At 74.0% G+C, this 20437-nt stretch carries 16 protein-coding genes; 6 read left to right on the top strand and 10 right to left on the bottom strand.

The window, feature by feature from the left end; all coding sequences use genetic code 11:
* Positions 1–18: 18 nt before the first annotated feature.
* From ABZ883_RS14500 to ABZ883_RS14480, 5 genes are all read right to left on the bottom strand, one after another.
* Entirely contained in the window at positions 19–294 is a 276-nt protein-coding gene (locus ABZ883_RS14500) for a hypothetical protein (RefSeq protein WP_360905948.1), read from the bottom strand.
* A gap of 72 nt (positions 295–366) precedes the next feature.
* Complete coding sequence (locus ABZ883_RS14495; RefSeq protein ID WP_360905947.1) at positions 367–1533, bottom strand: acyl-CoA dehydrogenase family protein; 1167 nt, start codon at positions 1531–1533, stop codon at positions 367–369.
* An 8-nt stretch (positions 1534–1541) separates the two neighbouring features.
* Positions 1542–2498 (bottom strand): hydroxymethylglutaryl-CoA lyase, encoded by a 957-nt coding sequence (locus ABZ883_RS14490; RefSeq protein ID WP_360905946.1) that lies wholly within the window; start codon positions 2496–2498, stop codon positions 1542–1544.
* Positions 2495–4507, bottom strand: a complete 2013-nt coding sequence (locus ABZ883_RS14485) for a biotin carboxylase N-terminal domain-containing protein (RefSeq protein WP_360906157.1) — start codon at positions 4505–4507, stop codon at positions 2495–2497. Before ABZ883_RS14485 ends, ABZ883_RS14490 begins: the two co-directional genes overlap by 4 nt.
* Before the next feature lie 22 nt (positions 4508–4529).
* Positions 4530–6158, bottom strand: a complete 1629-nt coding sequence (locus ABZ883_RS14480) for a carboxyl transferase domain-containing protein (RefSeq protein ID WP_360905945.1) — start codon at positions 6156–6158, stop codon at positions 4530–4532.
* A 139-nt stretch (positions 6159–6297) separates the two neighbouring features.
* Here ABZ883_RS14480 and ABZ883_RS14475 point away from each other — a divergent pair, with 139 nt between their 5' ends.
* From ABZ883_RS14475 to tesB, 3 genes are read left to right on the top strand one after another with little or no spacing between them, the layout of a single operon-like run.
* Positions 6298–6921 carry a TetR/AcrR family transcriptional regulator gene (locus tag ABZ883_RS14475; RefSeq protein ID WP_319661518.1) on the top strand — a complete coding sequence of 208 codons (624 nt, stop codon included), beginning with the start codon at positions 6298–6300 and terminating at the stop codon, positions 6919–6921.
* Positions 6922–6961: 40 nt separating this feature from the next.
* Entirely contained in the window at positions 6962–8119 is a 1158-nt protein-coding gene (locus tag ABZ883_RS14470) for an acyl-CoA dehydrogenase family protein (protein ID WP_360905944.1), read from the top strand.
* Positions 8120–8153: 34 nt separating this feature from the next.
* Positions 8154–9038 (top strand): acyl-CoA thioesterase II, encoded by an 885-nt coding sequence (tesB, locus tag ABZ883_RS14465; protein WP_360905943.1) that lies wholly within the window; start codon positions 8154–8156, stop codon positions 9036–9038.
* A 25-nt stretch (positions 9039–9063) separates the two neighbouring features.
* Here the strand turns inward: tesB and ABZ883_RS14460 are convergent, their stop codons facing one another.
* The gene (locus ABZ883_RS14460; RefSeq protein WP_360905942.1) at positions 9064–9864 is read right to left on the bottom strand and encodes a phosphatase; all 801 of its coding nucleotides are present in this window, start codon (positions 9862–9864) and stop codon (positions 9064–9066) included.
* 118 nt (positions 9865–9982) lie between these two features.
* Positions 9983–11488, bottom strand: a complete 1506-nt coding sequence (locus ABZ883_RS14455; RefSeq protein ID WP_360905941.1) for a PucR family transcriptional regulator ligand-binding domain-containing protein — start codon at positions 11486–11488, stop codon at positions 9983–9985.
* A gap of 186 nt (positions 11489–11674) precedes the next feature.
* Between ABZ883_RS14455 and speB the strand changes: the two genes are divergently transcribed.
* The gene (gene speB / locus ABZ883_RS14450) at positions 11675–12637 is read left to right on the top strand and encodes an agmatinase (protein ID WP_360905940.1); all 963 of its coding nucleotides are present in this window, start codon (positions 11675–11677) and stop codon (positions 12635–12637) included.
* A 16-nt stretch (positions 12638–12653) separates the two neighbouring features.
* On the opposite strand, the gene ABZ883_RS14445 is transcribed toward speB, so the two are convergent.
* Complete coding sequence (locus ABZ883_RS14445) at positions 12654–13220, bottom strand: GNAT family protein (RefSeq protein WP_360905939.1); 567 nt, start codon at positions 13218–13220, stop codon at positions 12654–12656.
* A 54-nt stretch (positions 13221–13274) separates the two neighbouring features.
* Here ABZ883_RS14445 and ABZ883_RS14440 point away from each other — a divergent pair, with 54 nt between their 5' ends.
* Together ABZ883_RS14440 and ABZ883_RS14435 are read left to right on the top strand one after the other, a co-directional pair.
* On the top strand, positions 13275–13910 hold the full coding sequence (locus ABZ883_RS14440) for a TetR/AcrR family transcriptional regulator (RefSeq protein WP_360905938.1): 636 nt from the start codon (positions 13275–13277) through the stop codon (positions 13908–13910).
* A 78-nt stretch (positions 13911–13988) separates the two neighbouring features.
* On the top strand, positions 13989–17834 hold the full coding sequence (locus ABZ883_RS14435; protein WP_360906156.1) for an ABC transporter ATP-binding protein: 3846 nt from the start codon (positions 13989–13991) through the stop codon (positions 17832–17834).
* A gap of 63 nt (positions 17835–17897) precedes the next feature.
* Here ABZ883_RS14435 and ABZ883_RS14430 read toward each other — a convergent pair whose 3' ends face one another.
* Both ABZ883_RS14430 and ABZ883_RS14425 read right to left on the bottom strand, forming a co-directional pair.
* Positions 17898–18524, bottom strand: coding sequence for a hypothetical protein (locus ABZ883_RS14430; protein ID WP_360905937.1), 627 nt, complete (start codon positions 18522–18524; stop codon positions 17898–17900).
* A 99-nt stretch (positions 18525–18623) separates the two neighbouring features.
* The gene (locus ABZ883_RS14425) at positions 18624–20420 is read right to left on the bottom strand and encodes a glycoside hydrolase family 3 protein (protein ID WP_360905936.1); all 1797 of its coding nucleotides are present in this window, start codon (positions 20418–20420) and stop codon (positions 18624–18626) included.
* Positions 20421–20437: the final 17 nt, after the last annotated feature.

Below are 20437 nucleotides of genomic sequence, written 5' to 3'. Positions count from 1 at the left end.
GCGCCCGCGGACCGTGCGTCAGCCGTAGACGATGCGGCGCAGCTGCCGCAGCGAGAACTCCGGCGGGGCCACCGCGCGGTGCGGCAGCTCGGCGGTGATCCGTTCGAAGATCTCCGCGTTCTGCAGCCCCTTGGACTGCAGCTCGCGGTGACGCCGCCGTACGAAGTCCTCGGCCGTCTCGTCGAAGTACGCCAGGACGTCGAGGACCACCCGGGCGGCCTCGCCGCGGCTCAGCGGCGTGGTCCGCACCAGGTGGTCCACCAGGTCGTCATGCGGCGTCCGGCGTTCGAGCACCGCTCGATACTGAGGGACGGGCGGGAGGGTTTGCAAGAATCCTGCCCGATATCGGGCAGGGGGCGGTGGAAACTACGCCGGAAGGCCGAGCTCGCGCGCGATCAGGATGCGCTGCACTTCGCTCGTGCCCTCCCCGATCTCCAGGATCTTGGAGTCCCGCCACATACGGGCCACCGGGTACTCGTTCATGAAGCCGTAGCCGCCGTGGATCTGCGTGGCCTCCCGGGCATTGGTGACCGCGCTCTCGGAGGAGTAGAGCTTGGCCATCGCCGCCTCCTTCTTGACCGGCTCGCCGGCCACCAGCCGGGAGGCCGCGTCCCGCCAGGCGAGCCGCGCGGTGTGGGCGCGCATCTCCATGTCGGCGATCTTGAACTGGATCGCCTGGTTGGTGCCGATCGGGCGGCCGAAGGCGACCCGCTCCCTGGCGTACGCCAGCGATTCGTCCACACAGCCCTGCGCCAGGCCCGTGGCCAGCGCCGAGATCGCGATCCGGCCCTCGTCCAGGGTGCGCAGGAACTGCGCGTAGCCCCGGCCCCGCTCGCCCAGCAGGTTGGCCGCGGGCACCCGGCAGTCGGCGAAGGACAGCTCCCGGGTGTCCGAGGCGTTCCAGCCGACCTTGCTGTACTTCTTGGACACCGTGAAGCCGGGCGTGCCGGACGGCACGATGATCGAGGAGATCTCCGGGCGGCCGTCCTCGCCGCGCCCGGTGACGGCGGTGACCGTGACCAGGGCGGTGATGTCCGTGCCCGAGTTGGTGATGAAGCACTTGGTGCCGTTGATCACCCACTCGCCGGTCGCCTCGTCCAGCCGCGCGGTGGTGCGCGTGCCGCCCGCGTCCGAGCCGCACTCCGGCTCGGTCAGGCCGAAGGCACCCAGCTGCTCGCCCGCGGTCAGGCGGGGCAGCCACTCCCGCTTCTGCTCCTCGGTGCCGTAGCGGAAGACCGGCATCGCGCCGAGGGAGACCCCCGCCTCCAGGGTGATCGCCACCGAGGAGTCCACCCGGGCCAGTTCCTCCAGGGCCAGGCAGAGGGCGAAGTAGTCGCCGCCCATGCCGCCGTACTCCTCGGGGAAGGGCAGCCCGAACAGGCCCATGCGGCCCATCTCGCGGACGATCTCGTAGGGGAACTCGTCCTGCTCGTAGAACTCGCCGATCTTCGGTGCTACGACGTCGTGCGCGAACTCCTCGACCGTGCGGCGGAGTTCCTCGTACTCGGCGGGGAGCCGGTGGGCGGTCGTCATGGCAGTGATCACTCCTGGTGGGAGAGGGCGCGGACGGTACGGGACGGGCTGGGTCGGCCCAGGTGCCCGGCCATCCACACGCTGGTGGCGGTGAGACGGCCGATGTCGACCCCGGTCTCGACGCCGAGGCCGTCGAGCATCCAGACCAGGTCTTCGGTGGCGAGGTTGCCGGTGGCGCTCTTGGCGTACGGGCAGCCGCCGAGTCCTCCGGCGGAGGCGTCGACGACACCGACGCCGTGCCGGAGGGCGGCCAGGGTGTTGGACAGCGCCTGGCCGTAGGTGTCGTGGAAGTGCACGGCGAGCCGGTCGACCGGCACACCGAGACCGGTCAGGGCGTCCAGCAGGGCCACCACATGGCCGGGGGTCGCCACACCGATGGTGTCGCCGAGGCTCAGCTCGTCGCAGCCCAGCTCGTACAGGCGGCGGGCGGCGGAGGCGGCCTGGGCCACCGGCACCGGGCCTTCCCAGGGGTCGCCGAAGCACATCGACAGATAGCCGCGGACCCGGGCGCCGGCCGCGCGGGCGCGGGCGACCACCGGTGCGAACATCGCCAGGGACTCGTCCACCGTGCGGTTGAGGTTCGCCTTGGCGAAGGACTCCGTGGCGCTGCCGAAGACGGCGACCTCACGCACGCCGAGGGCCAGCGCACGTTCCAGACCACGGTCGTTGGGCACCAGGACCGGCAGCCGCACGCCCTCGCCGAGGTCGCCCAGCAGCGGCATCAGCTGCTCGGCGTCCGCCAGTTGGGGCACCCACTTGGGGTGCACGAAACTCGTCGCCTCGATGGTCGTCAGCCCGGCGCCGGCCAGGCGGTGCACGAACTCCGCCTTCACCTCGGTCGGCACGGTCGTCTTCTCGTTCTGCAGGCCGTCGCGCGCGCCCACCTCGTGGATGCGCACCCGGCGCGGGAGCCCGTCCAGGGGCACGGACAGCGGCAGTCCGAGACGTTCGTCCCCGGCGGTCACTTCGCCTCCTCCTCACGCGGGTCCTGATGCGGCGCGACGACGGCGAGCACCTGGTCCATGGCGACCGTGCTGCCGGGGCTCACGTCGATCTCGGTGACCGTGCCGTCGTGCGGGGCGGTGATGACGTGCTCCATCTTCATCGCCTCGACCACCAGCAGGCTCTGGCCCGCCGTGACCTCGTCGCCCTTGCCGACCTTGACCACGGTCACCGTGCCGGGCATGGGCGCGGCGAGGGTGTCCATCCCGCCGGTGCCCGCGCCGCCGCGCAGTGCCGCCTCGACGGGGTCGTACGCCTGCACGTGCCAGCCGTCGCCGTCCCGGCCGAGCCACTCGCCGGCGTGGTCGAAGGCATGGATGACGCCGTCCCACTCCACCGTGACCCGCGGGCCGGCCCCGGCGACCAGGCGGGCCCGCACCGCGGGGCCGTCGCCGACGCGCACCGTGGCGTCCCCCGCCCGGCCGCGCACGCGCAGCGCGACCGGCTCGCGCCCCGGGACGCGCAGCCAGTGCGGCGTCCACGCGGGCTCGCCGCCCAGCCGCCAGCCGCTCGGCACCGAGAAGGGGTCGGTCCACGCCGCCGGCGGGGTCGCGGGCTCCAGGGCGGCGTGCCGCAGCAGCGCGGCCGCCGCGTAGACCTCCTCGGGCACCTCGGACGGTACGAGCCCGGCCAGTTCGCGGTCGATCAGCCCGGTGTCCAGCTCGCCGGAGACGACGTCGGGGTGCGCCAGCAGGCGCCGCAGGAAGCCGGTGTTGGTCTCCAGGCCCAGCACGCTCGTACCGGCCAGCGCCGCCCGCAGCCGGCGCAGCGCGGTGGCGCGGTCCGGGCCGTGCGCGACGACCTTGGCCAGCATCGGGTCGTAGGACGTGCCGATCTCGCTGCCCTCGGTCAGGCCGGAGTCGACCCGGACGCCCTCGCCCGCGGGCTCCCGCAGCGCCAGCACCGTGCCGGCCGAGGGCAGGAAGCCCCGGGAGGGGACCTCCGCGCAGATCCGCGCCTCGACGGCGTGGCCGTCGAGGGCGATGTCCTCCTGCGCGAGGGGCAGCCGTTCGCCGGCCGCGATCCGCACCTGCCACTCCACCAGGTCCAGCCCGGTGACGAGTTCGGTGACCGGGTGCTCGACCTGGAGCCGGGTGTTCATCTCCATGAAGCAGTACGCGGCCGGGTCGGCGCCGGGGACGATGAACTCCACCGTGCCCGCGCCGACATAGCCGCAGGACAGCGCCGCCTGCACGGCGGCGGCGCCCATGGCGGCGCGGGTCTCCTCGTCCAGCAGGACGGAGGGCGCCTCCTCGATCACCTTCTGGTGGCGGCGCTGCAGCGAGCACTCGCGCTCGCCGAGGTGGACGACATGCCCGTGGCCGTCGGCGAGCACCTGGATCTCGATGTGCCGGGGGCGGTCGATCCACCGCTCCACCAGCAGGGTGTCGTCGCCGAAGGAGCCCCGCGCCTCGCGCCGGGCGGCCGCGATCTCCTCGCCGAGCAGCGCCTTGTCGCGCACCAGGCGCATGCCCTTGCCGCCGCCGCCCGCCGACGGCTTGAGCAGCACAGGGGTGCCGATCTCCAGCGCGGCGGCGGTCAGTTGCCCGTCGGTGAGGCCGCTGCCGCTGCTGCCCGGCACCACGGGCACCCCGGCCGCCTGGACGGTCTCCTTGGCGCGGATCTTGTCGCCCATCAGCTCGATGGCGCGGGCGGGCGGGCCGATGAAGACGAGCCCGGCGTCCTCGCAGGCGCGGGCGAAGGCGGCGTTCTCGGCGAGGAAGCCGTAACCGGGGTGGACGGCCTGGGCGCCGCTGCGGGCGGCCGCCTCCAGCAGCCGCTCGGCGGACAGGTAGCTCTCGGCGGCGGCCGCCGGGCCGATGCGCACGGCGGTGTCGGCCTCGCGCACATGGCGGGCGTCGGCGTCCGCGTCGCTGAAGACGGCGACCGAGCGCACCCCGAGCCGCCGCAGGGTGCGGATCACCCGGACCGCGATCTCGCCGCGGTTGGCGACCAGGACGGTGTCGAACATCTGCGGAGTCACGGTCGTCCCCCTACATCCGGAAGACGCCGTAGCCGGGCGCCCCGGGATCGCGTTGCGGAATGGGCGCGTTGGCGCAGGCGGTGAGGGCGAGCCCGAGCACCTGGCGGGTCTGGAGCGGGTCGATGACGCCGTCGTCCCACAGCCGGGCCGTCGCGTAGTACGCGTTGCCCTGCTCCTCGTACTGCGCGCGGATCGGGGACTTGAAGCCCTCCTCGTCCTCCGCCGCCCAGGTGTCGCCGGCCGCCTCGATCTGGTCGCGCTTGACCGTGGCCAGCACGGAGGCCGCCTGCTCGCCGCCCATGACGGAGATCTTGGCGTTGGGCCACATCCACAGGAAGCGCGGCGAATAGGCGCGCCCGCACATCGAGTAGTTGCCCGCGCCGTAGGAGCCGCCGATGACCACGGTCAGCTTGGGCACCCGGGTCGTGGCGACCGCGGTCACCATCTTGGCGCCGTGCTTGGCGATACCGCCCGCCTCGTACTGGCGGCCCACCATGAAGCCGGAGATGTTCTGGAGGAAGAGCAGCGGGATGCCGCGCTGGTCGCACAGTTCGATGAAGTGCGCGCCCTTCTGGGCGGACTCGGAGAACAGGATGCCGTTGTTGGCGACGATGCCGACCGGGTGGCCGTGGATGCGGGCGAAGCCGGTCACCAAGGTGGTGCCGTACTCGGCCTTGAACTCCGCGAAGCGGCTGCCGTCGGTGATGCGGGCGATCACCTCGCGGACGTCGTACGGGGTGCGCGGGTCGACCGGGACCGCGCCGTAGAGCCCCGCGGGGTCGACGGCGGGCTCCTCCACGGGCGCGACCGTCCAGGGCAGCTCTCCGCGGGCGGGCAGGGTCGCCACGATGTTCCGCACGATGCGCAGGGCGTGGGCGTCGTCCTCGGCCAGGTGGTCGGTGACACCGGAGACACGGGAGTGGACCTCGCCGCCGCCCAGCTCCTCCGCGGTCACGACCTCGCCGGTGGCGGCCTTCACCAGCGGCGGGCCGCCCAGGAAGATCGTGCCCTGGCCGCGCACGATGACCGCCTCGTCGCTCATCGCGGGCACATAGGCGCCGCCCGCCGTGCACGAGCCGAGCACGGCGGCGATCTGCGGGATGCCGCGCGCCGACATGGTGGCCTGGTTGAAGAAGATCCGGCCGAAGTGGTCGCGGTCGGGGAAGACCTCGTCCTGGCGCGGCAGGAAGGCGCCGCCGGAGTCCACGAGGTAGAGGCAGGGCAGCCGGTTGTCGAGGGCGATCTCCTGCGCGCGCAGGTGCTTCTTGACCGTCATCGGGTAGTAGGTGCCGCCCTTGACCGTGGCGTCATTGGCGACGATCACGACCTCGCGGCCGGAGACCCGGCCGATCCCGGCGACGACGCCGGCGGCCGGGGCCTGCCCGTCGTACATCCCGTCGGCGGCCAGCGGTGCCAGTTCGAGGAAGGGCGATCCGGGGTCGAGCAGTCCGTCCACGCGGTCGCGGGGGAGCAGCTTGCCGCGCGCGGTGTGCCGGGCGCGGGCCCGCTCGCCGCCGCCGAGGGCGGCCGCGGCGAGCTTCTCGCGCAGCTGCGCGGACAGCTCCTCGTGTGCCTTGGCGTTGGCGTGAAAGGCCTCGCCCGCCGGATCCGCGGCGCTGGCGAGGACGGGTGCTTCCATGTCGCGGGCCCCCGGGTGTTAGCGGTCGTTAACTGTGATGTCCCCTACGTTAGCGGTCGTTAACACGGCTGTCTAGAATATGAGGACCACGAGATCGCGGGGGCGGCCGGACGCCGGGCGCCGCCCGGAAAGGTGCGGTGTGGAGCCCACGAGGACGGCCGCGAGGGCGGCAAGCGGCAGACGCGACCAGATCCTTCAGGAGGCCGCGCGGCTCTTCGCCGAACGCGGGTTCCACGGCGTCGGTGTGGACGAGATAGGGGCGGCCTGCGGCATCAGCGGCCCGGGCCTGTACCGGCACTTCGCGGGCAAGGACGCGATGCTGGCCGAGCTGCTCGTCGGCATCAGCGGCCGGCTGCACGCGGCGGGCCGGATGCGCGTCGCCGAGGCGGGCGACCCCGCCGCCGCGCTGGACGCGCTGGTCCAGGGCCACATCGACTTCGCCCTGGACGACCGGGCGCTGATCATCCTCCACGACCGGGAGCTGGACCGGCTGCGCGAGTCCGACCGCAAGCTGGTCCGCCAGCTGCAGCGCCAGTACGTCGAGCAGTGGGTCACGGTCGTCCGGCAGGTCCATCCGGGGGCCGCCGAGGCCGAGGCGCGGGCGGCCGTGCACGCCGTCTTCGGCTTGCTCAACTCCACGCCGCACCTCGGACCGCACGGCGGGCTGCCCGGGCGCGCGGCGACCGCCGTGCTGCTGCACCGGCTGGCCCTGGGCGCCTTTGCCGCTCTGGACAGTCCGCGCGACCGGGAAGTAACTTACTGAGCGCTTGCTTATTCCGCTCGGTCTGCAGAGGAGGCGCCACGTGCGGCGCACGGTGTTCAACGAGGACCACGAGGCGTTCCGGGAGACCGTCCGGGACTTCATCGCCCGCGAGGTCGTGCCTGTCTACCCGCAGTGGGAGGAGTCCGGCTACCCGCCCCGTGAGTTCTACAACCGCCTCGGCGAACTGGGCATCTTCGGCATCGAGGTGCCGGAGGAGTACGGCGGCGCCGGCGTCACCGGCTGGAAGTTCAGCGCCGTGGTGACCGAGGAGTGCGCCCGCGCCGGCGTCAGCTTCGGCAGCAGCGGCGTGCACACCGGCCTGGTGCTCCCGTACCTGCTGGAGTTCGCCAACGAGGAGCAGAAGAAGCGCTGGCTGCCCGACTTCATCAGCGGCGACATGATGACGGCCATCGCCATGACCGAGCCCGGCACCGGCTCCGACCTGGCCGGCATGACCACCAACGCCAAGCTCTCCGCGGACGGCACCCACTACGTCCTCAACGGCGCCAAGACCTTCATCACCGGCGGCGTCGTCGCCGACCGCGTGCTCGTGGTCTGCCGCACCGCGCCCGCCACCGCGGAGGACCGCCGCGGCGGCCTGTCGATCCTCGTCGTCGACACCAAGAGCGAGGGGTACGCGGTCGGCCGCAAGCTGGAGAAGATCGGCCTGCGCACCTCCGACACCGCGGAGCTCTCCTTCAGCGACGTCAAGGTGCCCGTCGAGGACCTGCTCGGCGAGGAGGGCAAGGCCTTCTCCTACCTGGCCCACAACCTGCCGGTCGAGCGCCTCGCGATCGCGGTGGGCTCCTACGCGCAGGCCGACGCGGCCGTCCGCTTCGCCGGCCAGTACGTGCGCGACCGCAAGGTGTTCGGCAAGGCCGTCGCCGAGTTCCAGAACACCAAGTTCGTGCTCGCCGAGTGCGCCTCGGACGTGGACGCCATGCAGGCCGTCGTCGACCGCGCGCTGGAGGCCCACGAGCAGGGCGACTTCAACGCCGCCGACGCCGCCCGCGCCAAGCTGTTCTGCACCGAGACGGCGGCCAGGGTCATCGACCGCTGCCTCCAGCTGCACGGCGGCTACGGCTACATGCTGGAGTACCCGATCGCCCGCCTGTACGCGGACAACCGCGTGCACCGCATCTACGGCGGCACCAGCGAGGTCATGAAGTCGATCATCGCCAAGTCGATGGGCCTGTGACCGAGCGGTCCGCCGCCCGGCCCGAGAGAGCGCTGTGACCAACACGAGCCTGCAGTCCCTGCTCGATCTGCTCGACCTCGAGCGGATCGAGCAGGACATCTTCCGCGGCGCCAGCCGCTCGGCCGTCGTGCCCCGCGTCTTCGGCGGCCAGGTCGCCGCCCAGGCGCTGGTGGCGGCCGGGCGGACCGTGCCCGAGGGGCGCGACGCCCATTCCCTGCACGCGTACTTCCTGCGCATGGGCGACCCCGGCGCCCCGATCGTCTACCAGGTCGACCGGATCCGCGACGGCCGCTCCTTCACCACCCGGCGCGTGGTGGCGGTGCAGCACGGGCAGCCGATCTTCCACCTCTCCGCGTCCTTCCAGACGTACGAGGAGGGACTCGAGCACCAGGAGCCGATGCCGGCCGCCCCGGACCCGGAGTCCCTGCCCACCGGCGAGGAACTGCTGCGGCCGCACGCGGGCCTCTTCCCCGACCCCACGGTCGTGGACCGCCTCCTGGAGGCGCGGGCCGCCGTCGACCTGCGGTACGTGGACGAGCCGCCGTTCCTCGCCCATGAGCGCGGCCCGCGCGAAGCCCGCTCCCAGGTGTGGTTCCGCACCAACGGCAAGCTCGCCGACGACCCCCTGCTCCACGTCTGCCTGGCCACCTATGTGTCGGACATGACGCTGCTGGACTCCGTCCTCCTCGCGCACGGACGCGGCGGCTGGGCGCTCGGCGACGTGGTGGGCGCGAGCCTGGACCACGCCATGTGGTTCCACCGGCCGTTCCGCGCGGACGAGTGGCTGCTCTACGACCAGCAGAGCCCGTCCGCCTCCGGCGGCCGCGGGCTCGGCACCGCCCGCATCTACACCCAGGACGGGCGGCTGGCCGTCTCCGTCATCCAGGAGGGCCTGGTCCGGGTCCCGCGCACGTCCTGACCGCGCCGCCCACGGGGACCCCCGGTCACGCCGGGCGGTTCAGCCCCGCGGCGTCCAGCAGGAAGGCGGTCATCGGGTCGTAGAAGCGCGGGTCGGTGACGTGGTCGTCGAGGGGGACGGTGACGGACACCGTGCCCTCCGCCTCGGCCAGGAAGAGCGCCGGGTCGTTGCAGTCGGCGAAGCCGATCGCGGTGATGCCGCGCTGTCCCGCGCATCCGGCCCAGCCGTGGTCGGCGACCACCAGGTCGGGCAGCGGCAGGTCCTGCGCCTCCAGCGCGTCCAGGACCGCCGCCATGGGGGCGGGGGAGTGGGTGTGCCACAAGGTGGCGCCGCGCTCCAGCATCGTCACGTCGCAGAACTGGAAGACCCCGCCCTCCTCCGTGGACAGGCCGCCGGGGACGGACATGACCTCGCAGCCCGCCGCGCGCAGGGCGGCGGCCAGGGTGCGGTGGACGTCCAGGAGGCCGCCGGGGTGGCCGGTGGCGAACAGCACCCGCTGCCCGTCCTCCACGGCCTTGCAGAGCACGCGGGCGGCCCGCTCCAGAGCGCTGATCGTGAGCTCGGGGTCGATCGTGTCCTGCCCGACGCGGTACCCGGGGTCGGCCACGACGCCGCAGCGCTCGGCCATGACCGCGAGCACCGCCTCCTCGTCCGTCCACCGGTCCGCGAGTTCCAGGCCGAGCCAGTAGTGGCGGTCGCCCTCGGCGAGCCGGGCGTAGTGGGAGCGGTTGTTCTCGCGGGGAGTGGCGACGTCGCCCGCTATGCGCGTGGCGACGAGGTGGTCGGCGAGTTCCTGGCGGGAGGGCACGGTGACATGGGGCAGCATGCCCCCATTCTCCCGTGCCGCCGGAGGTCCGTGCGGCCGGGACGGGATCGACGCCGAGGCGTGATCTCCTGCCGGGGCGTCAGAAAGCCGGGAGGTCCGGCCGCGCCCCGGCTCCCGCTCACAGCCAGCGGAGCGCGAACCACAGCTCCATGCGCACGTCCGGGTCGTCCGGATCGACGTCCAGTGCGGCGGCGGCGCGGGCGATCCGCTGCCGCACGGTGTTGCGGTGCACGCCGAGCGCGAGGGCGGTGCGGTCCCAGCTGCCGTGCAGCCCGATCCAGGTGCGCAGGGTCTCCACCAGGGCGGGGGAGCCGGCGACGGGAGCCAGCACCTGGTGGGCCCGTGCTCTGGCGTCGTCGGGCGCGACCAGGTCCGCCATGCCGCCGTGCCCGCTCCGGTGCCGTACCAGCGCGTCGCGGCCCGCGACGGCCCGGCGCACCGCTCCCGCCGCCTGGCGGTCCCCGTCGGCCAGCGCGGCGGCGGGCACCGGCGCGCTCACCCCGAGCGTCCAGCCGGGCTGGGCCGGGACCTCGCGGTCCGCGGGGAGCAGCAGGCGCACCGCCTCCTCCCCGGCCTCCAGCAGCGCTGTGCCCAGGGCGGCACCGAGTGCGGCGGCGGCCCGCGGGTCGGTGGGGGCGCCGCGGCGCAGGGCGTGCACGACGAGCCACGGCCCGTCCGGCCCCAGCAGGGGCGCGACCTCCTCGGGGGCCGCGCCGAGCAGCAGCCGCACCAGTGCGGCCGACCGCGCGGCCTCCGCCGTCCCCAGGTGCGGCCCGGTGAGGAGGGAGAGCAGGACGGCCGCCACATTGGCCACCGCGTGGTCGGCCGGGTCGGGGTGCGCGGAGGCGAGGACGAGCGCCGGCCGCCCCCCTGTGCCGCCGCCGGCCAGGGCGTACGCGGACAGCCGCGTCCCGTCGTGGGTGTCGGTGGCCGAGGACGGCGGCCGGGCGGCATCCGCGGGCCCGGCGTCGCCGACCACGTGGGCCAGCCGGTGCGCCGCCGCGCGGATTCCGGCCTCCGGCGCGGTACCGGCCGCGTACACCTCCGACCCGTCCGGCCCGACGAGCGCCGCCCAGGCGCCGAGGCGCCCGGCCAGCCGGCGCAGCACGGCCGGGACGGGGTCGGGGCGGGCGGCCGCCGCGGCGAGCGCCTGCTGCGCCTCGGTCACATGCCGCAGCTCACGGGTCCGCGCCTCGCCCATGGCCTGCCAGACGGCGCGGGCCACGGCCGTGAACGGGGTCCGCGGCGGCACCTCCAGGAGCGGCAGCCCGTGGCGGTCGCAGGCCTCCACCAGTGCCGCCGGGATCCGGTCGTGCACAGGGGCGAGGCCGAAGCCCAGCGCCGCGGCGCCGGCCTCCACCGTGCGCGCCACGTACCGGTCCAGGTAGGGCCCGGGGTCCACCGCCGCGGTGAGGTGGACACCGGCGGTGAGCACCAGCTCGCCGCCGAGGAGATAGGGGACGGGGTCCTCCATCTCGCTGGCGTGCACCCACTGGACCCGTACGTCCGCCTCCGCCGCCCGCGGTCCGGCCACCTGCCGCAGCCCGAGGTCGGGCAGGGCCAGCAGCGCCGACAGCGGGATCTGCGGGGTGGGCGGCGCGAGGTGCCGGCGCGGGGACGGCATGTGCGTTCCCTCCATTCGGGCCAGGCTGAATGGAGGAAACGTACACTTCAGGACAGCTTGGTAGCCACTTAATGTCGCCGGAGTGGACCGCGGTCGTACCGGCGGCATGCGGCGGGCTCCCGTCCAAGGCCATGGGCGGACCGACCACGAAGGCGTCACCACGTGCACGAAAGCAGGCAGGCACCCATGAGCAGCAGCGCACCCCGCGGCCCCGTCGACTCCTCCCGTGTCCCGCGCTACGCCGGACCCGCCACCTTCGCGCGGCTGCCGCGCCTGGACGAGGTCGGCGCCACCGACGTCGCCGTGGTCGGCGTGCCCTTCGACGCGGGTGTGTCCTACCGGCCGGGCGCCCGCTTCGGCGGCAACGCGATCCGCGAGGCCTCGCGCCTCCTGCGGCCCTACAACCCGGCGCAGGACGCCTCGCCCTTCGCGCTCGCCCAGGTCGCGGACGCCGGTGACATCGCGGCCAACCCGTTCGACATCAACGAGGCCGTCGAGACGATCCAGGCGGCCGCCGACGACCTGCTCGGCACCGGAGCCCGCCTGATGACCCTCGGCGGCGACCACACCATCTCCCTGCCGCTGCTGCGCGCCATGGCGCGCCGGCACGGGCCGGTCGCGCTGCTCCACTTCGACGCCCACCTCGACACCTGGGACACCTACTTCGGCGCCGAGTACACCCACGGCACGCCGTTCCGCCGGGCCGTGGAGGAGGGCATCCTCGACACCTCGGCGCTGTCCCACGTCGGCACACGCGGTCCGCTCTACGGCAGGAAGGACCTCACCGACGACGAGAAGATGGGCTTCGGCATCGTCACCTCCGCCGACGTCTACCGGCGCGGCGCCGACGAGGTCGCCCAGCAGCTGCGCGAGCGCATCGGCGGGCGCCCGCTGTACATCTCCGTCGACATCGACGTCCTCGACCCCGCCCACGCCCCCGGCACCGGCACGCCCGAGGCCGGCGGCATCACCTCCCGCGAGCTGCTGGAGATCCTGCGCGGCCTGGCGTCCTGCAACCTGGTCTCCGCCGACGTCGTGGAGGTCGCCCCCGCGTACGACCACGCCGAGATCACCAGCGTCGCGGCCTCCCACACCGCGTACGAGCTCACCACGATCATGACCCGGCAGATCGCGGCGAGCCGCGCCTGACCCGGACAGGACCGTCTCACCCCGCCGCCGCCCCGTCCCCGGCCGGCGGCCACTCGTCGGCGAGCACGGCCCACACCTCGTAGTCGTGGCGCACGCCGCGGTAGGGCGAGTGCTGCCGCAGCACTCCCTCCCGCGTCATGCCGAGCCGCCGGGCGGTGGCGATGCTGCGCTCGTTGCCCGCGGCGGCCCACCATTCGGCGCGGTGCAGGCCGCGCTCGCCGAACGCCCAGTCCAGGAGCACCCGCACGGCCCGGGTGACCAGGCCCCGGCCCTGGCCGGCCGCCTCCAGCCAGCAGCCGACCTCGCACCGGCCCGCGGCGGCGTCGAAGGACACGAACATCACGCCGCCCACCAGGGTGCCGTCCAGCCAGATGCCGTAGATGCGGTTGCCGTCCTGGGCCTGGCCGTCGGCGTAGCGCTGGAGGACCGCCCGTGCGGAGTCCGCGTCGGCGCTGCGCGTCGCCCAGGGGATCCAGGGGTCGACGTTCTCCCGGGCCCGGTCGATGTGGGCGAGGAACTCCTCGGTGCGCCACGGCTCCAGGGGCCGGAGCACGGCGTCGTCGGTGAGCGGGATCGCGAACATGGGCGGTGGCCTTTCCAGCGTACGTAACGAGCGTTCGGTAGGTAAGCTACACCCGTGCCGCCAGCCCGTGGAGACCATGAAGCCCGTCGCCAGGACGTCTCGGAGGCGGTGTGGCAGGTGCTCGCCGCCAAGGGCTTCGCCGGGCTCACGCTCCGTGCCGTCGCCGCCGAGATGGGCGCGTCCACCGGCCTGCTGATGCACTACTTCCCGACCAAACGGGCCCTGGTGGCGCACGCCCTCGGCATCCTGGAGCAGCGCACCGCCGAACGCCCCCGGCGCGAGCGCCCCTCCCCGGGTCTGGCCTCCCTGCGCGCCGTCCTGCTCGACATCCTCCCGCTCGCCCCCGATGCCGCCGACCGCAACCGCATCTGGGTCGCCTCCTGGGACGTCGCCCTGTCCGACGACGGCCTCGGCCGCGACCAGGCCGAGCGCTACACGCGCATGAGGGACGGGCTGCGCACTCACCTCGACGAGGCCGTCGCTCTCGGGGAACTGCCCCCGCACGCCGATCCCGGCGGCCTGGCGGCGACCGCCGTGGCCTTCGTGCACGGCCTGGTCGTGCAGGCGCTGTTCGACCCGGCGGCCCTTCCGCCCGCCCGGCAGACCGCCCTCGTCGACGACTTCCTCGCGGGGCTGCGCGCCCCCCGGACGGGGCCCGCGGGCCCGGCCGCTGTCCGACCCGCGTCGTAGCGTTGTTTCGGGAGGATGAAATCCGCACATCGGGGCGTTGTGATCCTCCGGCGGAGAAGAACCGACGAGAGGACCGTGGTGGCGGCAAGGGACGGCGGGCAGAAGAGCGGTGCGGCCGGGCCGGGATGGTTGCGCCGGCTGACGGGTTACACCTGGCGGTACCGGCGGAACGTCCTGCTCGCGCTCGGCTCGTCGCTCGGCGGCATGGCGGTGATGGCCCTGGTGCCGCTCGTGCCCAAGATCATCATCGATGACGTGATCGTCAAGCACGACAAGCCGCTCGCGCCCTGGGCGGCCGTGCTCATAGCCGCCGCCGTCGTGGTGTACGTGCTGACCTTCGTGCGGCGCTTCTACGGCGGCCGGCTCGCCCTCGACGTGCAGCACGACATGCGCACGGAGATGTTCCACTCGCTCACCCGGCTCGACGGCGTGCGCCAGGACGAGCTCAACACCGGCCAGGTCGTCGGCCGGGCCACCAGTGACCTCCAGCTCATCCAGGGCCTGCTCTTCATGGCCCCGATGATGATCGGCAACGTCCTGCTGTTCCTGCTCTCGCTCGTCGTCATGCTGGTGCTCTCGCCCCTGCTGACGGTGATCGCGCTGGCCGTCGCGCCCGCCCTGTGGTTCCTGGCCGACCGCAGCCGGCGCACCCTGTTCCCCGCCACCTGGTACGCCCAGGGGCAGGCGGCGGCCGTCGCCGGCATCGTCGACGGCTCGGTCACGGGCGTCCGCGTGGTCAAGGGCTTCGGCCAGGAGCAGCAGGAGATGTCCAAGATGCGCGCGGTCAGCGAGCGGCTGTTCGCCGGCCGGCTGCGCACGATCCGCCTCACCGCGCGCTACAGCCCGGCGCTCCAGGCCGTTCCCTCCCTCGGCCAGGTCGGCATGCTCGCGCTCGGCGGCTGGATGGCGGTGCGCGGCCAGATCACGCTCGGCACCTTCGTCGCCTTCTCCACCTACCTCGCGCAGCTCACCGGCCCGGTGCGGATGCTCACCGTGATGCTGACCGTCGGCCAGCAGGCCCGGGCCGGCGTCGAGCGCGTCACCGAACTCATCGACACCCGGCCCAGCCTGCGCGAAGGGTCGCGCGAACTGCCCCGCGAGGCCGCGGCCACCGTCGAGTTCGACCATGTGAGCTTCGGCTACGACCCGGCACGCCCGGTGCTGGACGACTTCTCCCTCAGCGTCGCGCCCGGCGAGACCGTGGCGGTCGTCGGCGCCTCCGGCAGCGGCAAGTCCACCGTCTCGCTGCTGCTGCCGCGCTTCTACGACGTCACGGGCGGCGCGGTGCGCGTCGGCGGCGAGGACGTGCGCGAGCTGACCTTCGACTCGCTGCGCGACGCGATAGGCCTCGTGCCCGAGGACAGCTTCCTGTTCTCCGACACCGTGCGCGCCAACATCGCCTACGGCCACCCCGACGCCACCGACGAGCAGATCCTCGCCGCGACCCGGCACGCACAGGCCCACGAGTTCATCTCGGCCCTGCCGCAGGGCTACGACACCGTGGTCGGCGAACAGGGCCTGACCCTCTCCGGCGGCCAGCGCCAGCGCGTGGCGCTCGCCCGCGCGATCCTCACCGACCCCCGGCTGCTCGTGCTGGACGACGCGACCTCCGCCGTCGACGCCCGCGTCGAGGCCGAGATCCACGACGCCCTGCGCCAGGTCATGGCGGGCCGCACCACCCTGCTGATCGCGCACCGCCGCTCCACCCTCGCGCTCGCCGACCGCATCGCCGTCCTGGAGGCCGGCCGGCTGGTCGACATCGGCACCCACGACGAACTGCAGGACCGCTGCGCGCTGTACCGGCGGCTGCTGACCGACCCCGACGAACTCGGCGCCGACGTCGTGACCCACGACCCGGCCGGCGAGATCGCCGCCGCGCCCCCGTGGCCGGGCGAGGGCGCGATCACCGGTCTGCTCGACCGCCCCGCCGCCCCGGCCGCGCCCCCGGCCGGCGGCGTCACCCCGGAGCTGTGGCCCGAGGACCGCCGCCACCGCGACGAGACACCCGACCGCGGGGGCGCGGCTCCCGCGGCGGCGGCGGCCGCCCGGGGCGGCCCCGGCAGCATGGCCTCGGCCATGGCCGGCATGCCCGCCACACCCGAACTCCTCGCCCAGGTCGCGGCGCTGCCGCCGGCCGACGACGTCCCGGACGTCGACGAGAAGGCCGCCGCGGACGTCGACAAGGACTTCGGCCTGCGCAGCATGCTGCGCGGCTTCCGCGGGCCACTGATCCTCAGCCTGCTGCTGGTCGCCGTGGACGCGCTCGCCGGACTGCTGCTGCCGGTCCTGATCCGGCACGGCATCGACTCCGGCGTCCGGCTGGCCGCGCTCGGCGCGGTCTGGGCCGCCTCGCTGCTCGGCCTCGCCGTCGTCGCCGCGCAGTGGGCCGCCCAGTGGGGATCCACCCGCCTCACCGGCCGGACCGGCGAGCGCGTGCTCTACACGCTCCGCGTGAAGATCTTCGCGCACCTGCACCGGCTCGGGCTCGACTACTACGAGCGCGAGCTGAGCGGCCGGATCATGACGCGGATGACCACCGACGTCGACGCCCTGTCGACGTTCCTGCAGACCGGCCTGGTCACCGCCCTGGTCAGCCTGCTCACCTTCCTCGGCATCCTGGTGGCGCTCCTCGTGATCGACGTGGAGCTGGCCCTGATCGTCTTCGCCACGCTGCCCGTGCTGCTGGTGGCCACATGGGTGTTCCGCCGCAGGTCGGTCAAGGCGTACGAACTGGCCCGCGAGCGCGTCAGCGTCGTCAACGCCGACCTCCAGGAGCACGTCGCCGGGCTTCGCGTCGTCCAGGCCTTCCGCGGCGAGCGCGGCGGAGCGAAGCGGTTCGCCGGCCGCAGCGACGCCTACCGCCAGGCGCGGGTGCGCGGGCAGTGGCTGATCTCCGTCTACTTCCCCTTCGTGCAACTGCTGTCCAGCGTGGCCGCGGCCCTGGTGCTGATCGTGGGCGCGCACCGGATCGGCGCGGGCACCCTCACCGCCGGCGCGCTGGTGGCGTACCTGCTCTACATCGATCTGTTCTTCTCCCCCGTGCAGCAGCTCTCCCAGGTCTTCGACGGCTACCAGCAGGCCTCGGTGTCCCTCGGCCGCATCCGCGAACTGCTGCGCACCCCGACGACGACCCCGGCCGCCGAGACCCCGCGCGAGGTGGGCCGGCTGAGCGGGGAGATCACCTTCCGCGACGTGCACTTCCGCTACGCGAAGGACGCCGCCGAGGCGCTGGCCGGCATCGAACTGCGGATACCCGCCGGGCAGACCGTCGCCTTCGTCGGCGAGACCGGTGCGGGCAAGTCCACCCTGGTCAAGATGGTCGCCCGGTTCTACGACCCCACCTCCGGCGCGGTCCTCGTCGACGGCCAGGACCTCCGCGAACTCGACCTGACCGGCTACCGGCAGCGGCTCGGCGTCGTCCCGCAGGAGGCGTACCTCTTCGAGGGCACCGTCCGCGACGCCATCGCCTACGGGCGCATGGACGCCAGCGACGCCGAGGTGGAGGCCGCCGCGCGTGCCGTCGGCGCCCACGAGATGATCGCCACGCTCGACGGCGGCTATCTGCACACCGTCTCCGAGCGCGGGCGCAACCTCTCGGCCGGACAGCGTCAGCTCATAGCCCTGGCCCGAGCCGAACTGGTCGACCCGGACGTCCTGCTGCTCGACGAGGCGACCGCCGCCCTGGACCTGGCCACCGAGGCCCTGGTCAACCAGGCCGCCGACCGGCTCGCGGTGCGCCGCACCACCTTGGTGGTGGCCCACCGGCTGACCACCGCGGCCCGCGCCGAGCGGGTCGTCGTCATGGACCACGGCCGCGTCGTCGAGGACGGTACGCACGAGCAACTGCTCGCCGCCGACGGCCGGTACGCCGCGCTGTGGCGCACCTTCGTCGGCGAGGACGAGAACAGCGAGGCCGCGGCCTGACGCCGGCGCGGGCGGTCCGTGCCGACCGGTGCGGGCTGCCCGCGGGCCCGGCCGGGGCGCGCGTCAGAGCCGGCGGGCGCACCCCACGCCGTCGGGCCCGCCGCCCACCCGGACGAACAGCACCGTGTCCTTCGGGCAGGCGGCGCGGCTGGCGGCGAGGCGGGTGACCTGGTACTGCGGCTTGTGGGTGGTGGAACCGTCGCAGGGGGTCTCCTTCACCTCGCCCCGCCGCGAGGTGTACACGCAGTCGCCCGCGACGGTCTGCGGTCCCCCGCCCTCGCCCGGGTCGCCCGGGTGAGGGGCCATGAGATTGCGCATGCAGGCATAGCCCTGCGGCCGGGCGGCGCTGACGGTCAGCAGGAAGTCGGTGGTCGCCGGGCAGCGGTCGCCCGGCCGTGCGGCGTTCTTCGACGAGGGCGACGGCGAGGCGGGCAGCAGCCCGTACAGCCGGGTGACCACCCGGGCCAGGGCGGCCGGGTCGTCGCAGGCGATCTCGCGGTAGGAACCGACCGGGTCGCTGGTCGCGCACTCGTCCTGGGCGAGGAAGACCCCGTCCTGCGTGGTCGGTGTCAGGCTCGGTCCGGCGGCGCTGCTGCCGGTCCCGCCCGGGCCCGGCGTGCAGGACGCCAGCAGAACGGCGAGCAGCCAGGCCGCGCCGAGCAGTTGACCCGAGATCGTCTGAATACGCACGGCGGCCCCCCACCACTTCCCCCGGGCGACGGTGCCCCCCTTTGGGGAGGATAAGGGGTCGGGCCCGGTTCCGGGAGGGGCCGCCGTGCGCGCTCCCTGTCAGTACCCCAGACCCCACCCGACGGGATAGAGGTCCCGCGCCGGGTCGTCCGCCCGGACCACCGCCACCGGCAGCTTCCCGCGCGGCCGCACCCGGCCCGCCAGCACCCGGGCCGCCGCGCGCAGGGACACGTCGGTCCACCCGTAGGTGGCCAGTGCCGCCGCCGTCCCGTCCAGCCGCGCGACGTCGTACGGGTTGCGGATCGCGACCTGCACCACCGGCACACCGGTGGCGGCCAGCGCCCGCACCAGCGCGATCTGGCGGTCCGCGGCGGAGCCGACGTTGTACGTGGCCACGACCACCGCGTCGGTGCCGCGCGCGGCGGCCACCGCCCGGTCGATCGCCGCCTGGTCGGGCGCGGCCCCGGTGGACAACGCCTCGGCGTGGTGCCCGAGCGCGGTGAGCGCGGCCGCCAGCACGGTGGTCGGCGGCCCGCCGGTGCCCGAGGGCGCCGCCGGATCGGCTCCGGCCACCAGCAGCCGGCGCCGGGCGGCCAGCGGCAGCACGCCGTTGTTGGCCAGCAGCGTGACGGTGCCGTCGGTGATCCGGTCGGCGGCGGCGAGGTGGGCGCGGGTGCCGACGGCCCTGTCCACGCCGCGGTGGGTGACGTACGGGTCGTCCAGCAGGCCCCGGCGGGCCTTGAGGGTCAGGATGCGCTCCACCGAGCGTTCGATGCGCTCCTCGGTCAGCTCTCCGGAGCGCACCGCGGACAGCACGCCCTGCCAGGCGGTCTCCAGCAGCGGCGGGTTGAGCAGTTGGTCGACGCCCGCCTTGAGGGCGAGGACGGGGACGCGGTCGTCCCCGTACTTCTGGCGCACTCCTTCCATGCCGAGGGCGTCGGTGACGACCACGCCGTCGTAGCCCATCTCCTCGCGGAGGATGCCGGTCAGGATCGCCCGGGACAAGGTGGCGGGGTCGCCGGAGTCGTCGAGGGCGGGCACCAGGATGTGCGCGGTCATGATCGAGTCGATGCCGGCGGCGACGGCCGCGCGGAACGGCGGTGCGTCCAGGCGCCGCCACTCCTCCAGGGAGTGCGTGATGACCGGCAGTTCGAAGTGGCTGTCGGTGCCGGTGTCGCCGTGTCCGGGGAAGTGCTTGGCGGTGGCGACGACCCCGGCGCCCTGATAGCCCGCCACCTGGGCGGCCACGAGCGCGGCGACGGCCTTGGGGTCGGCACCGAAGGACCGTACGCCGATGACCGGGTTGGCGGGGTTGACGTTGACGTCGGCGACCGGCGCGTAGTCCTGGTTGATGCCCATGGCCGCCAGTTCGGCGCCCGCGACGGCGGCGGCGGTGCGCGCGTCGCGGACGCTCCCGGCGGCGCCGAGCGCCATCCCGCCGGGGAAGAGCGTGGCGGGCGAGCCGACGCGGGTGACCGCGCCGTGCTCCTGGTCGGTGGAGATCAGCACCGGGATACGCGAGGCGCGCTGGATGCCGTTGGACAGGTCGGCGATCTGGTGCGGGTCACGGGTGTTGTGGGCCCACGCGAAGTAGATGATGCCGCCGACGTGGTACTTGGCGATGAGTTCGGCGGCACTGGAGACGCCGATCTCGGCCTGGTTGGCGGCCGCGTCGGCGGGGTCGGGCGCGGTGGCCGAGTGGCCGTACACCCGCATCACGAAGAGCTGGCCGATCTTCTCCTCGATGCTCATCCGGTCGATGAGCGCGCGGACGCGTCTGCGGTCGTTCGCCGCGGCCGCGCTCGCGGTGCCCGGGACGCCGAGGGCGAGGGCGGTGGAGGCGGCCGCGGCGGTGCCGAGGAGGGCACGGCGGGACGGACGGGGAGGGCTGTGCATGACGGACTCCTTCCGGC

Origin of the sequence: Streptomyces sp. NPDC046977, assembly GCF_040644455.1 — a bacterium.
GTDB lineage: Bacteria > Actinomycetota > Actinomycetes > Streptomycetales > Streptomycetaceae > Actinacidiphila.
The sequence above is the reverse complement of the archived record's forward strand: the minus strand, read 5'-3'. Positions and strand labels throughout refer to the sequence as shown.